This is a genomic window from Clostridium fermenticellae, assembly GCF_003600355.1.
In the GTDB taxonomy this organism is placed as follows: Bacteria; Bacillota; Clostridia; order Clostridiales; family Clostridiaceae; genus Clostridium_AV; species Clostridium_AV fermenticellae.
This window is the reverse complement of record NZ_CP032416.1, coordinates 1601263-1615795: the sequence shown is the minus strand read 5'-3', so window position 1 is coordinate 1615795 and position 14533 is coordinate 1601263. Positions and strand designations below refer to the sequence as shown.

13 protein-coding genes and 1 other annotated feature are annotated in these 14533 nt (G+C 31.6%); of the genes, 10 read left to right on the top strand and 3 right to left on the bottom strand.

Translation table 11 applies throughout. From position 1 onward, the window contains the following. Window positions 1-10 precede the first annotated feature (10 nt). The 3 genes from D4Z93_RS07535 (at window position 11) to D4Z93_RS07525 (ending at window position 4548) form a co-directional block, all read left to right on the top strand. A complete protein-coding gene (locus D4Z93_RS07535; protein WP_119972034.1) occupies window positions 11-2011 on the top strand; it encodes a thioredoxin domain-containing protein in 2001 nt (666 codons plus the stop codon). Window positions 2012-2071: 60 nt separating this feature from the next. Next, window positions 2072-2285 (top strand) — a binding site (T-box leader). Between the two features lie 73 nt (window positions 2286-2358). Further along, entirely contained in the window at window positions 2359-4050 is a 1692-nt protein-coding gene (gene argS / locus D4Z93_RS07530) for an arginine--tRNA ligase (RefSeq protein ID WP_119972031.1), read from the top strand. Window positions 4051-4170: 120 nt separating this feature from the next. Then, entirely contained in the window at window positions 4171-4548 is a 378-nt protein-coding gene (locus D4Z93_RS07525) for a CBS domain-containing protein (protein WP_119972028.1), read from the top strand. Window positions 4549-4607: 59 nt separating this feature from the next. On the opposite strand, the gene D4Z93_RS07520 is transcribed toward D4Z93_RS07525, so the two are convergent. Genes D4Z93_RS07520 through D4Z93_RS07510 form a run of 3 tightly spaced genes read right to left on the bottom strand, consistent with a single transcriptional unit; the run spans window position 4608 to window position 6778 of the window. Continuing rightward, entirely contained in the window at window positions 4608-4748 is a 141-nt protein-coding gene (locus D4Z93_RS07520; protein WP_119972025.1) for a FeoB-associated Cys-rich membrane protein, read from the bottom strand. A gap of 15 nt (window positions 4749-4763) precedes the next feature. Continuing rightward, entirely contained in the window at window positions 4764-6521 is a 1758-nt protein-coding gene (gene feoB, locus D4Z93_RS07515; RefSeq protein WP_119972023.1) for a ferrous iron transport protein B, read from the bottom strand. A 29-nt stretch (window positions 6522-6550) separates the two neighbouring features. Beyond that, window positions 6551-6778, bottom strand: coding sequence for a FeoA family protein (locus D4Z93_RS07510; protein WP_119972020.1), 228 nt, complete (start codon window positions 6776-6778; stop codon window positions 6551-6553). A 215-nt stretch (window positions 6779-6993) separates the two neighbouring features. On the opposite strand from D4Z93_RS07510, the gene D4Z93_RS07505 reads away from it, so the two are divergent. The 7 genes from D4Z93_RS07505 to D4Z93_RS07475 all read left to right on the top strand — a co-directional run bounded on the left by D4Z93_RS07505 (window position 6994) and on the right by D4Z93_RS07475 (window position 14500). Then, on the top strand, window positions 6994-7716 hold the full coding sequence (locus D4Z93_RS07505; protein WP_119972017.1) for an HAD-IB family hydrolase: 723 nt from the start codon (window positions 6994-6996) through the stop codon (window positions 7714-7716). Between the two features lie 88 nt (window positions 7717-7804). After that, window positions 7805-8467 (top strand): ribonuclease H-like domain-containing protein, encoded by a 663-nt coding sequence (locus D4Z93_RS07500; RefSeq protein ID WP_119972014.1) that lies wholly within the window; start codon window positions 7805-7807, stop codon window positions 8465-8467. A gap of 53 nt (window positions 8468-8520) precedes the next feature. Continuing rightward, window positions 8521-9216 (top strand): FadR/GntR family transcriptional regulator, encoded by a 696-nt coding sequence (locus D4Z93_RS07495; protein ID WP_119972011.1) that lies wholly within the window; start codon window positions 8521-8523, stop codon window positions 9214-9216. 385 nt (window positions 9217-9601) lie between these two features. Further along, window positions 9602-11128 (top strand): L-lactate permease, encoded by a 1527-nt coding sequence (locus D4Z93_RS07490; protein WP_119972008.1) that lies wholly within the window; start codon window positions 9602-9604, stop codon window positions 11126-11128. Window positions 11129-11162: 34 nt separating this feature from the next. Beyond that, window positions 11163-12437 carry a nickel-dependent lactate racemase gene (gene larA, locus D4Z93_RS07485; protein ID WP_119972005.1) on the top strand — a complete coding sequence of 425 codons (1275 nt, stop codon included), beginning with the start codon at window positions 11163-11165 and terminating at the stop codon, window positions 12435-12437. 61 nt (window positions 12438-12498) lie between these two features. Next, window positions 12499-13287, top strand: coding sequence for an electron transfer flavoprotein subunit beta/FixA family protein (locus D4Z93_RS07480; protein ID WP_119972002.1), 789 nt, complete (start codon window positions 12499-12501; stop codon window positions 13285-13287). A 13-nt stretch (window positions 13288-13300) separates the two neighbouring features. Then, entirely contained in the window at window positions 13301-14500 is a 1200-nt protein-coding gene (locus D4Z93_RS07475) for an electron transfer flavoprotein subunit alpha (protein ID WP_119972000.1), read from the top strand. The last annotated feature ends 33 nt before the right edge of the window (window positions 14501-14533 follow it).

Genomic DNA, 14533 nt, shown 5'->3' with positions numbered 1-14533 from the left:
TCCGAATAAATTGATTTATGAAAAATCTCCATATTTACTACAACATGCGTATAATCCAGTAAACTGGTATCCATGGGGAGAAGAGGCATTTGAGAAAGCACGGCTTGAAAATAAACCTATTTTTTTGTCTATAGGTTATAGCAGCTGCCATTGGTGTCATGTAATGGAGAAAGAATCGTTTGAAAGTGATGATGTAGCCGGAATTTTAAATAAGAATTTTGTTGCAGTCAAGGTTGATAGAGAAGAAAGACCTGATATAGATAGTATATATATGAAGGTATGTGAAGGTCTTACTGGAGGCGGAGGATGGCCGCTTACAATTATTATGACACCAGATCAGAAACCTTTTTTTGCTGCGACTTATCTGCCTAAAAACAATAAAAGAGGAATGCAGGGGTTAATGAGTGTACTTGAGAGTGCAGGTACAGCATGGGATGATAATAAAAAGGATTTAGAAAAAATGGGTTCAAGTATAGTCAATATACTGAATGATAAAGGTGAGAAGGAAAAGCAAAAATTATCTTATGATTTTATAAAAAGTGCATTTACACACTTTAAACAAAATTTTGATGAGTTATATGGAGGTTTTGGAAGGATGCCCAAATTTCCAATGCCACATAATTTAATGTTTTTATTGAGGTATTGGTATATAAACAAAGATGAATTTGCCTTGCAAATGGTGCAGAAAACTTTGGATCTTATGTACAATGGAGGAATATATGATCATGTTGGCTATGGATTTAGCAGATATTCTACAGATAGAAAATGGCTTATTCCTCATTTTGAAAAGATGTTATATGATAATGCCTTATTATCAATAGTGTATCTTGAGATGTACCAGATAAAAAAAGATAAGAAATATGCTAAAATATGTAATGATATTTTTACATACATTTTAAGAGATATGACGTCTGAATATGGAGGATTTTATTCTTCTGAAGATGCTGATTCTGAAGGATACGAAGGTAAATTCTATTTATGGAGTAAAGATGAAATAGATAGTATACTTGGGACAGAAAGCAGTAAAAGATTTTGTAGAATTTTTGGCGTCACTGAACAAGGTAACTTTAATGGTAAAAATATACTTAACTTAAAAGATGATACTGTGCTTTGTAATGGTGATGTTTTTACTAAAGAGTGTCTAAATAAATTATTTGAATACAGAGAAAAGAGAGTTCATCCGCATAAAGATGATAAAATTTTGACATCATGGAATGGGCTTATGATTGCAGCTATGGCAATTGGTGGAAGGGTTCTTAAAAATAGTAATTATACTGATGCTGCCATAAAGTCTGCTAAATTTATATTTGATAATTTAACTAGAGAGGATGGCCGCCTGCTTTCAAGATATAGATCTGGTGAAGCGTCATTTTTAGGATATGCCGATGATTATGCATTTCTAATATGGGGCCTAATAGAATTATATGAAACAACATATGATGAATTTTATTTAAAGAAAGCACTTGATATAAATCGTGATATGTTTAAATATTTTTGGGATTATGAAGAAGGAGGTTTTTTTATATATGGAAAAGATGGTGAGAATCTGATAACAAGGCCTAAGGAAATATATGATGGGGCAATACCATCCGGCAATTCAGTAGAAGCTTTTAATCTGATAAGATTATCACGCATAACGTCTAATATTAAATTTGAGGAAAAAGCAGTTGAGCTTTTGTCAGTTTTTTCAGGTGAATTAAAAAGCTTTCCTCAAGGATATTCTTTTTCCATGATGGCACTTATGTCTGAAAGTGTGTCCAGCATGGAAGTAATTATAGTATCTTTGAATGACTATATGTCTAAAAAGATGGTTGACAGCATAAATAGTGAGTTTAGACCATTTATGGTTTCGATGTTAAAGGATAAATATAATACACTTGATTGTATAATTCCTTTTTCAGAAAATTACTCTTCGGTGCAAGGAAGGTCGACAGCATATGTATGTCAAAATTTTGCGTGTAAATTACCTGTCACAAATATAGATGATTTTGAGAATTTAATTGGTAAATAAGAGATTATCTATTGACAAAAAAACTGTGATAATAATATAATTCTTATATAGCTTAATACATTAATTTCAGTGATTAGAAGAGTATTCTTCATGTTGTCCTAAAAGCGAGCAGTTTATTTGGTGAAAGTCTGTAGGAATATGTTGAAGAAAAGAGACTATGAGATTACTATAAAAAATTCGATATGAATTAGAAATAGTACGTTGATTGCGTTAATATTGTGAGTGGACTTAATTTTAGTCAATTAGAGTGGTACCGCGAATATTCGTCTCTTTGTTATAAGGAGGCGATTTTTTTATATAATCTTACACAGATTTAAGTATATTACAAATAATATTGGAGGTTTTTTATGAACTATAAAAAATTAGTAGCAGAAAAGATAAAAGAATACATTGATTTAGACTTAGGCAATATTGAGAAGTTAATTGAAATACCACCAAAATCAGATATGGGGGATTATGCATTTCCATGCTTTCAACTGGCAAAGGTTTTAAAAAAAGCACCGAATGTTATAGCTTCAGAGCTTGAGCAGAAGATAAATAAAGCTGACTTTGAAAAAGTTACAACAGCCGGACCTTATTTGAATTTTTTTATGGATAAAGCTTTGTTTAATAAAAATACTATAGAAGATATACTAAGTGAAAAAGATAAATATGGATCTTCAAAGGTAGGTGAAGGAAAAAATATATGTGTTGAATTTTCATCACCTAATATAGCAAAGCCATTCCATGTTGGGCACCTATTTAGTACTTCAATAGGTAACTCACTATATAAAATATTGTCTTTTGAAGGATACAATTGTGTTAGAATAAATCATCTTGGTGATTGGGGAACACAGTTTGGAAAATTAATATCGGCTTATAAAAGGTGGTGTGATAAAGAAGCATTAAAGAAGGAACCAATAAAGGAACTGCTTAGAATTTATGTAAAGTTTCATGAAGAAGCAGAAAAAGATCCATCACTAGAAGATGAAGGAAGAATGTACTTTAAAAAATTAGAAGATGGGGCAGAAGAGGAAACAAAATTATGGCAGGAATTTAAAGATCTTAGTCTCAAGGAATTTAAAAAACTTTATGATTTGTTAAATGTGGAGTTTGATTCATATGCAGGTGAAAGTTTTTATAGTGATAAGATGGATGCTATAATAGATGATATAGATAAAAAAGGATTATTAGTTGAAAGCAATGGAGCGAAAGTTGTGATGCTTGATGACTATAATATACCACCGTGTATAATAAAGAAATCAGATGGAGCTACAATATATGCGACAAGAGATCTAGCAGCAGCCACATATAGAAAGAAGACTTATGATTTTTATAAGAGTTTATATGTAGTTGGCATGGATCAGTCACTTCATTTTAGGCAGGTGTTTACAACATTAAAATTGATGGGTAATAAATGGGCTGATGACTGCAAACATATAGGATTTGGATTGGTTAGATTTGAGGATAAAAAATTATCAACAAGAAAAGGTGATGTTATATTCTTAGATGAACTTTTAAATGAATCTATAGAAAAGACTCTGGAAATAATAAATGAAAAGAATCCTAATCTTGAAAATAAAAATGAGGTTGCTAAGAAAATAGGCATAGGAGCTGTTATATTTACATATCTAAAGAATAATAGAGAAAAAGATATAGTATTTAATTGGAACGATATGCTGAGCTTTGATGGAGAAACAGGCCCTTATGTACAGTATAGTTATGCTAGAGGAAAGAGTATTTTGAGGAAAGTGAATAATATGGATTCTAAACCTGATTATGGTAAATTGAATTCAAAAGAGGAATTTGAACTTGTAAAAACCCTTGAAGGGTTTAATAAAGCTATAATGAACTCTATAGCTAAATTGGAACCGTATATAGTCACCAGATATGCAATAGGAGTGGCTAAGGATTTTAATAAATTTTATAATTCACATAATATACTGAATCAAGAAGACGAGAACTTAAAGGCTGCAAGAATCAAATTAGTTGAAGCTACATGTCAAGTCTTAAAAAATGCACTTGGTTTGCTTGGAATAGAAGTTGTTGAAAAAATGTAAACTGAATTTGATTAATGAAGCTGCCCCGATTATGATATATAATTTAAGACAGCTTCAAAATTTTAATATGGCATTCAGATTTTTCTAAATATATTGTATAATAGTATAGAGGTGTTGCTAATGATTTCAGATATAATATCTTGTGATATAATAAAACTTAAACCCGACGAAGATTTAAAAAGGGTTTTGTCAATAATGGATAATAATAATATAAATGGGGCTCCTGTAGTTGATGAAGATGGAAAACTCGTTGGTATGATTGTTAAAGCTGATATATATAGATTTTTAATGGATGATGGACATTATGATACCTGCCCTGTAGATTGGGTTATGACTAAAAATGTTATAACTGTTTCTAAATATGAGTCTATAAATGCAGCTGCACACAAAATACTGGACAACGAAATAGTTGCAATTCCAGTCCTTGATGGTGATTCGGTAGTAGGTGTGGTTTCTATTGAAGATGTTTTAAAATATTATCTAAATGAAAACGTTTGATAATAGTTGCTTTGTAAATTATGTATTTATATAAAAAATAGGCTTGCAGATAATCAAGCCTATTTTTTATAATTTTTACACTTACTAGAACAACATCCACAGTTACAGTCACATTTTCCGGATGCTTGTTTCTTTAAATTTTTATACAGTATATAAATAGCAGACACAGCTAGAATAATAGTAATTAGTATTTCCAACATATACATCACACCTTTTTAAAATAATTTAATTAGATTAAAAACTAAAAATGATGCAATCCACGCTAAGCATGACTGATATACAATAGATGTTAACATCATAGCTTTTCCATACTCTTTCTTCATTGTAGCCATTGCAGAAATACATGGTGGATAGAGAAGAATGAATACAAGGAAGGCGTATGCTGATGCCGGAGTAAAATGACTTAAAATCATAGTCTTTAAACCTCCCGAGTATAATACTCCCATAGTGCCGAGTACAACTTCTTTTGCCATAAGACCTGCAAGCAGCGAAACTGAATTTTGCCATGAACCAAATCCTAAAGGTACGAATATAATATTTATAGCTCTGCCTATATATGATAAAATGCTGTTATTTATATCTGTCATTCCACTAAAGTTGAAGTTTGACAGGAACCATACTATTATCGATACTGAGAATATTATTGTACCGGCTTTTTTTACGAATCCTTTACCCTTGTCCCAAGTGTGCAAAAGTAAATTCCTGAGTTCTGGCATTTTATATTCCGGAAGTTCTATTATAAATGGTTCTTCATCCTTTTTAAATATAGTATTCTTAAATAATATTCCTACTATAAACGACATAATAATTCCTAATAAATATAATGAAAATATAATTGTAGTTGCATTATTATGAAAGAATACCGATGTAATCATAGCATATACAGGAAGCTTTGCATTACATGACATAAGAGGAATAAGCAAAGCTGTGAGTTTTCTGTCTTTTTCACTTTCCAGGGTTTTGGCGGACATTATTGCCGGGACTGAACACCCGAATCCTATTATAAGTGGTATGAATGCCTTACCGGATAAACCAAGCTTTCTCATGAGCTTATCCATAATAAAAGCTGCTCTTGCCATATAGCCACTATCTTCAAGAAATGATATACCAAAGAATAATGACATAATAACTGGTAGAAATACTATAACTGAACCTACACCACCGATTACTCCATCAATTATTAAAGATTTAAACCAGGGATTCGAGGTTGCTAAAAGCTTTTGCATTAACGGAACTAAGCCTGAATCTATTAAATTTTGAAGGAAATCTGATAAAGGCTGTCCCACCCAGGAAAATGTAAATTTAAATATTAGAAACAATATTGCGAAAAACATCGGATATGCCAAAAATTTGTTTAAAAATATTTTATCAATTTTTTCACTTATAGAGGCTGTATTAGTTGAATTCATGCGAATTGATTTTGATAAAACTTCAGTGATATAAGAATAAGTTTCTTTTTCATTTTGAAAATTATACTCAAAGGAAGAATCAAGTGGAAAATTGCCTTCTATAAGTACATTTTTTAGGGCATCAATTCCTTTATTTTTAGAAGCTACTATTGGTATAACTTTAACATTGAGTTCTTTTGATAAAGCTGATAAATCTATATTTATACCCTTTGATTCTGCTACATCCATCATGTTTAATACTAAAATTATCGGTTTGTTAAATTGCTTGAGCTGTAAAGTAAGGTATAAGTTTCTGTTCAAATTTGAGGCATCCACTATATTTATTATTATATCTGGGTTACCCGTAATCAGAAACTCTTTTGATACCTTTTCTTCATTTGAGTAGGTATCCATAGCATATATGCCGGGTAAATCTACAATTTTTATTGTTTTGTTTAGGAAACCTTCTTTCCTGCTTACAGTTACTCCAGCCCAATTTCCAACGTATTGATTGGAACCAGTAAGAAGATTGAAAAGAGAAGTCTTTCCTACATTAGGGTTTCCAAGTAAAGCGGCCGTGATCATAAAATTATCTCCTTTGTTAATATAAGAATTTATAGTGTGTTTTTTATAAAAATGTTTCCTGCATCTTTTTTTCTAAGTGCTAAGTTGAACCCTCTTAAATTTATAATTATTGGATCGCCTAAAGGAGCAAAATTTTTTACTGATATTTCAGTGCCTTCTGTACATCCTAAAGCTAGTAGTCTTTTAGTTAATCTTTCATCTCCGGCTAAGTTATCTATAAAAGCTTTTTCACCAATTTTTAAATCGCAAATGCTCATCAATATCACCTCACAATGAAAATCATTATCAATTACTATATATTTATAATACTATCTTATATACAAAATGTCAATAAAAAATGAAAATATTTAAGTATTATGATAACATAGTCTGGTGATATAATAGTCTTTTGGGTAATACTAAAAGATAAAGAATTTATAGAAAATAATTTTAAATTATATACATTATAATTATTAAAGGAGGATGGTAAAAGTTGATTAAGGCTGCATTTTTTGACATAGACGGTACATTATATAGAGAAGGGCTGATAACTGAAGTTTTTAAAAAGCTTGTTAAATATGAAATAATTCCGGCAGATAGGTGGTATAAGGAAGTAAAACCTGAGTATGAAAAATGGGATAAACGTCAGGGAAATTATGATAATTATTTATTAAAAATGGCAGATATATATATTGAAGCAATAAAGGGGTTGCATAGATATCAAGTAGAATTTATAGCTAGAAATGTTATCAGGCAAAAAGGAGATAGGGTTTATACTTATACTAGGGATAGGATAAAGTGGCATAAAGACAATGGACATAAAGTAATAACTGTATCGGGAAGTCCGGTTGAACTTGTAAGGGAAATGTCACTTAAATATGGTTTTGATGATTATAGAGGTGCTGTATATACTTTGGTGGATGATATATATACAGGAGAGGTTATACCGATGTGGGACAGCGAAAGTAAGAAGAATGCGATATATGAATTAGTTGATAAATATCATATAGACCTTAAACACAGTTATGCTTATGGAGATACAGCAGGTGATTTTTCAATGTTTGAAATTGTAGAGAATCCGATTTGTGTAAATCCAACGAGAGAACTGCTTAAAGAAGTTATGAAGGATGCTAAGATTAGGAATAAAATAAAAATAATAGTAGAAAGAAAAGATATGGTTTATAATTTGACACCTGAATCTATAAAATGTGTATAAACTTTTATGGTATATTCTTATATTGATTTAAAAGTGATATAATAAATAGGGCATTATATATGTGTTTTATGGAAAAGAGTGGTGAAAAGTGATAGAAAGGCATACGAATTTGAGTATATGCAGTGTATCTCAAGAAGATTCTCTAGTTGTTGATGGAAAAAGTGATTTGTTTAAAAATGCCGTATTTTTTGATTTAGAGCATTATATTTATAAAAAGCCAATATGCATAGGTGTTTTCGGTTGCTGTTATTTGAATAATAAAAATGATAAACTTGAAGTTACCCAATATATGATAGAAAATAAAAAAGATGCACATGATATAGTGTTTATGGCCAAAAAATATTTTAAAAGAGCTTTTGAAGAGCATAACAAGCGATATATAGTAACTTTTTCCGGTAATAATGATTTTACTGTGATTGGTTATCTATTTAAACAGAACAATATAGAGTTTGATTTTAATCAGTATTTTAGAAATATAGATATACAAAAAGAATATGAAAAGGAAAGGAAAATATGTATAGGACTTAAGGCACTAGAAAAAGAATTCAATATAATTCGTGATACCGAGGTTATAAGTGGCTCTAATTTGGCCAAAACTTTTAGTAAGATAATAAAAGATGATACATATATAGATAGGATGCCATATGAGAAAAAAGATAAAATATTATTGTACAACCAACAGGATGTGGTAAGTTTATTTGATATATTTATACATTGGAATTCCATTATGAAGAAGGATACTATTATATAGCAGACCATTTTTAGGAATATATGGAAAGTGCATAAATAAAGGAGTTTGATTAAATGTTTAGTCCAATAAGAAGTACGAAAGTCTATGAACAGGTTATAGAGCAAGTAAAGAACATGATTATAGATGGGACTTTAAAGAAGGGAGATAAATTGCCATCTGAAAGAGAACTTGTGGAACATCTTGAGGTTAGTAGAACATCCATAAGAGAAGCATTAAGAGCACTTCAAATAATAGGTTTGGTTGAGTGCAGGCAGGGAGAGGGAAATTTCATAAAGCAGAGTTTTGAAAATAATTTGTTTGAACCTCTTTCTATAATGTTTATGCTTCAAAAAAGTGATCCGAATGAAATAATGGAACTCAGAAAAATTATTGAAATTGAAACTGCAGCAATAGCAGCAAAACGAGTAACATCCGGGGAATTGGATAGTATGATTCCATTGATAAATATTTTGAAAAACTCTAAAAGTGAGGAAGAAAGAGTTAAAGCTGATAAAGATTTTCATTATACCATAGCACGTGCTTCTAAAAATTTTTTGATAGTAAGTATACTAAATGCTGTTTCATCCTTAATAGATTCTTTTATAAAGGATGCAAGAAGAAAAATACTTGTTGATAAAGAAAATGTAGATGTGCTTGCAAAACAACATAAGGATATTTATTTATCTTTAAAGGATGGTGATTCTAAAAAGGCATCAGAGGCTATGAGGAAACATCTAGATTTTGCAAATGAATATATGATGAAAGATTGATGAGTCAATAAAAGATTATTAAAGTATTAATTTTAATGATCTTTTATTTTTTGATTAATTAGTAATAATACTGGAATTTTATGAAATTATGTGTTATTATTAAACTGATTACTGGTCATACCACATACCAGCATACCAATAGTAATTTTTTGTTATTGTATTAATTAAAACAGCGTTTTTGTGGATTATAAAAGAAATAATATTTATACTTTTTGTGAAAAGGTTTTCCTGAACATCTTATAAAATTGTGTATAACGCAATTTTATATATCTTAAATAGTTATTAAATTAATAATTATTGTGGAAATATTAAAAAATTGTGATGATATAAATTCACAAATAGGTCATACTATCATATATGTATGACGACATATGGAGGGATGTTTATGAATGATATTGTACTTTTTATTATTGCTCTTATACCGATTATATGGTTAATGGTTTCCCTGGGTGTATTAAAAATTGCAGGACATAAAACGTGTCCGGCTACATTGCTGCTTACAATGATCTTAGCTATTGTAGTATGGAGAATGCCTATAGGTCACACAATAACGGCAGCACTTGAAGGAGTAGCTTTGGCAGTTTGGCCGATATTAGTAATTATTATAGCGGCTGTATTTACTTATAATGTTACTGTCTATACTAAAAGTATGGATGTAATAAAGAGAATGATGACAAGTGTTACTACGGATAAAAGAATACTGGTTTTAATATTGGCCTGGGCATTTGGGGGATTTATGGAAGCTATTGCCGGATTTGGAACAGCAGTTGCCATACCTGCAAGTATAATGGCTGGACTTGGATTTAATCCTGTATTTGCTGCTATTATATGTCTTATGGCAAATACAACACCGACTGCTTTTGGAGCAATAGGAATTCCAGTAACAACTCTTGCAAAGGTTGCCAATATAAATGTAACTACATTAAGTTATGCAGTGGGTTTACAGTTGGTGGTACTTATCATAGTTGTTCCGGTAATACTTGTTATGATTACAGGTAAAAGTGTAAAAGCTATTAAGGGATTTTGGGGAATATCTCTTGCATCAGGTTTTTCTTTTGCAATTCCACAGCTTCTGGTTGCCAAGTATCTTGGAGCTGAACTTCCAGCTATAATTGGATCTGTATGTTGTATGATAGTTACAATTGCTGTAGCTAAGATATTTTATAAGGATACTGCTGATAAGAAAGCCGAAAAGTTTACTCTAAAAGAGGGAGTACGTGCGTGGATACCATTTATACTTGTATTTGCATTTGTAATATTAAGCAGTGCATTATTTCCACCAATAAACAAAGCTCTTGCTTCAATAAAAACTTCGGTACTTATTTATACTGGACAAGGTGGAACACCATATACGTTTAATTGGGTGTCAAATCCGGGAACCTTAATTATAATAGCTACATTTATTGGTGGACGTATACAGGGTGCTAAGTTTGGAGAAATATTTGGCGTACTTGTAAGTACAATAAAGCAGATGAGTAAATCGTCTATTACTATAATTGCTATAGTTGCTCTTGCAAAAATAATGGGTTACAGTGGAATGATCAAATCTATATCGATAGTTTTAGTAGCAGTCACTGGAAAATTCTATCCTCTTATTGCCCCTATAATTGGTGCACTTGGAACATTTGTAACAGGGAGTGATACTTCTGCTAATGTACTTTTCGGAGGACTTCAGGTTGAAGTTGCAAAATCTCTTGGTTTAAATCCTTATTGGCTTGCGGCAGCTAATACTGGTGGAGCTACAGCAGGAAAAATGATTTCACCGCAAAGTATAGCGGTTGCAACAGCAGCTACAGGATTGGCCGGGCAAGAAGGAAAAATACTAAATTCGACTTTGAAGTTCTGTGTTGTATATGTAATCGTTTTGGGATTAATTGCATATTTTGCAGGCCCTATATTTGGATTTAATTAGACTATAAAATTGATTTAGAAAGGAAGAATGATTTATGGCTAAGATTAGGCTACCTTATAACAAAAGGATGGTTGAAGCTGAAATTGATGATAAGAATTTGGCAGGAGTTTTATCATCTAAGGCAGAGGAATATAAATCTCAATTTGGGGAAAAAGATATAGTAGAAAAAGCTCTTGACAATCCGATAGGTTCACCAAGTTTAGAGGAACTTGTAAAAGGCAAAAATAACATGGTAATAATAAGTAGTGATCATACTAGACCCGTACCAAGTAAAATAATGACACCTATACTTTTAAGAAGGATAAGAAAGGCTAATCCGGATATAAAGATAAAAATACTTATTGCAACTGGATTCCATAGGCTTACAACTAAAGAAGAGCTCATAGATAAGTTTGGCAGGGAAGTTGTTGAAAATGAAGAAATAATAGTTCATGACTCAAGAGATGATAGTAATCTCGTAAAAATTGGCACATTACCATCTGGAGGAGAGCTTATAATAAATAAAATTGCGGTAGAAACTGAACTTTTAATAGCAGACGGTTTTATAGAATCCCACTTTTTTGCAGGATTTTCTGGAGGCAGAAAAAGTGTTTTACCTGGAATAGCTTCAGCAAAAACCATAATGGCAAATCACTGTTCAGAGTTTATAGCAAGTCCTTATGCAAGAACAGGTAAATTAAATGATAATCCTATTCATAGAGATATGTTATACGCAGCAGAGAAGGCAAAACTTGCATTTATATTAAATGTAGTAATAGATGGAGATAAAAAAATAATAAATGCATTTGCTGGAGATAGTAAACTTGCGCATGAAGAAGGATGCAAATTTGTCATGGATTTATCCAAAGTTAACAAGATTGATGCGGATATTGCTATCTCAACAAATGGAGGATATCCTCTGGATCAGAATATATATCAGTCAGTAAAAGGAATGACTGCAGCTGAGGCTACTTGCAGAGAAGGCGGAGTAATAATAATGGTATCTGCCTGCAATGATGGGCACGGTGGAGAGGGATTTTACAATAACTTGGCCAAAGTTAAATCTCCACAAGAATATTTAGATAAGGTTACCAAAGTTCCTAGAAATGAAACACTTCCTGATCAGTGGGAATCCCAGATACTTGCCAGGATATTGAGTAAACACACTGTAATAATGGTCACTGACATGTGTGATCCTAAAATTATAGAGGCCATTCACATGAAACATGCCTTTACAATTTCTGAAGCGTTAGACATGGCTTATAAAATAACTGGAAGAGATGCAAAAGTAGTGGTTATTCCAGATGGAGTATCTGTTATCGTTGGTTAATTTAGTTTACTAAATATATTTAGATTTGTATAAATTATATAAAATATTGGAGGTAGCATAAATGGATATATTAGTATGTATAAAACAAGTACCAGGAACTTCTAAAGTAGAAGTAGATCCTGTTACAGGAGTTTTAAAAAGAGATGGAATAGACTCTAAGATGAATCCATATGATTTATTCGCACTTGAAACAGCTTTCAAAATAAAAGAGAAAAAAGGCGGTACAGTTAAGGTTTTAACGATGGGACCACCTCAGGCAACTGAAATAATAAAAGAGGCTTATATGATGGGAGCAGATGATGGAGGAGTTCTTTCAGATAGAAAGTTTGCTGGAGCCGATGTACTTGCAACTTCATATACAATTTCCCAGGGTGTCAGGATGATGGGAAAACCGGATCTTATAATATGTGGTAAACAGACTACTGATGGTGATACTGCACAGGTTGGCCCGGAAATGGCTGAGTATCTTGGAATACCACATGTTGCAAATGTTATGGAAATAAAAGAATTAAAGAATGATTCAATAGTAGTTGAAATGGATATGGCAGAAACGGTTGAGGTTCAGGAAATAAAATATCCATGTCTTATAACTGTTGATAAAGATATATTTACACCAAGACTTCCTTCTTATAAAAAGAAAATAGCAAGTAAGGATAAAGAGATAAAAATGTTTTCACTTAAAGATTTCAAAGACAAGGATGAAAATAATTATGGATTAAATGGTTCAGCAACCCAGGTAGAAAAAATATTTCCTCCTGAAGTGAATACAGATAAAGAGGTATGGAAGGGAACATCTGAAGAACTAGCAGATAAAGTTGTAAATAAACTTAAAGAATTGAAATTTGTGTAGGAGGTAATTAAAGATGGGTAAGCTAGTAATACATGAAGAAAAATTAACAAAAGACAATATAAAACAATTGGTAGATATTTGTCCATTCGGGGCTATGGAAGAGAAAAATGGCAAGCTTGAAATAAATGCCGGATGTAAGATGTGTAAAATGTGTGTTAGAAAAGGTCCTTCCGGTGTTGTAGAATTTGTAGAAGATAAGAAAAAAGAAATAGATAAAAGCAAATGGGTTGGAGTTACAGTTTATGTCGATCATGTAGAAGGAAAAATACATCCTGTAACTCTTGAACTCATTGGCAAGGCAAAGGAGTTAGCACAGAAAACAAATCATCCGGTATATGCCTTGTTTATAGGACATAATATAAAGGATAAAGCCGAAGAACTTCTTCATTATGGTGTAGATCAAGTATTTGTATATGATGATCCGGAACTTGAGGAATTTAGAATAGAACCGTATGCTGCAGCTTTTGAAGATTTTATAAACAAAGTTAAACCATCTTCAATTTTGGTTGGTGCAACTACAGTTGGAAGATCACTTGCACCTAGAGTAGCTGCAAGATTTAAAACAGGATTAACAGCTGATTGTACAATACTTGATATGAAGGAAAATACTGATTTAGTCCAGATAAGACCGGCATTTGGTGGAAATATTATGGCGAGAATAGTTACACCAAATAACAGACCTCAATTTTGTACTGTAAGGTATAAAATATTCTCTGCACCTGAAAGAAGTAACGAAACAAAGGGAAAGATTACTTTATGCAGCATAGATAAATCTAAATTAGCTTCAAATATAGAAGTACATGAGGTTACAAACAAAAAGAAGGAAGTAAGTATTTCAGATGCAGAGGCAATAGTAGCAATAGGAAGAGGAATTAAATCTGAAAAGGATATGGGTATGGTTCATGAACTTGCAGATTTACTTGGTGCACAGATTGCAGGTACAAGACCTATGATTGAAGCCGGCTTAATAGATGCTAAGAGACAGATAGGTTTATCAGGAAGAACTGTTAAACCAAAGATAATAATAAATCTTGGTATTTCAGGAGCTGTTCAATATGTAGCGGGCATGAATGGTTCAGATTGTATAATTTCAATAAATCAGGATGAAAATGCTTCTATATTTAATGTTTCACACTATGCTGTAGTGGGAGATATATATGAAGTAGTTCCAAAGATGATAGAAAATATAAAAGCTGGTAAAGATATCATTTAGTTAGAGCAGAAATTACTAAATTATCGTATTAGG

What these genes read in the sequence shown, in the direction of transcription:
- D4Z93_RS07495 (WP_119972011.1), top strand. Translation starts at nt 8,521, where the DNA reads ATGTTTAGTCCAATAAGAAGTACGAAAGTCTATGAACAGGTTATAGAG.
- D4Z93_RS07480 (WP_119972002.1), top strand. Translation starts at nt 12,499, where the DNA reads ATGGATATATTAGTATGTATAAAACAAGTACCAGGAACTTCTAAAGTA.
- D4Z93_RS07525 (WP_119972028.1), top strand. Translation starts at nt 4,171, where the DNA reads ATGATTTCAGATATAATATCTTGTGATATAATAAAACTTAAACCCGAC.
- D4Z93_RS07490 (WP_119972008.1), top strand. Translation starts at nt 9,602, where the DNA reads ATGAATGATATTGTACTTTTTATTATTGCTCTTATACCGATTATATGG.
- argS (WP_119972031.1), top strand. Translation starts at nt 2,359, where the DNA reads ATGAACTATAAAAAATTAGTAGCAGAAAAGATAAAAGAATACATTGAT.
- larA (WP_119972005.1), top strand. Translation starts at nt 11,163, where the DNA reads ATGGCTAAGATTAGGCTACCTTATAACAAAAGGATGGTTGAAGCTGAA.
- D4Z93_RS07520 (WP_119972025.1), bottom strand. Translation starts at nt 4,748, where the DNA reads ATGTTGGAAATACTAATTACTATTATTCTAGCTGTGTCTGCTATTTAT.
- D4Z93_RS07475 (WP_119972000.1), top strand. Translation starts at nt 13,301, where the DNA reads ATGGGTAAGCTAGTAATACATGAAGAAAAATTAACAAAAGACAATATA.
- feoB (WP_119972023.1), bottom strand. Translation starts at nt 6,521, where the DNA reads ATGATCACGGCCGCTTTACTTGGAAACCCTAATGTAGGAAAGACTTCT.
- D4Z93_RS07510 (WP_119972020.1), bottom strand. Translation starts at nt 6,778, where the DNA reads ATGAGCATTTGCGATTTAAAAATTGGTGAAAAAGCTTTTATAGATAAC.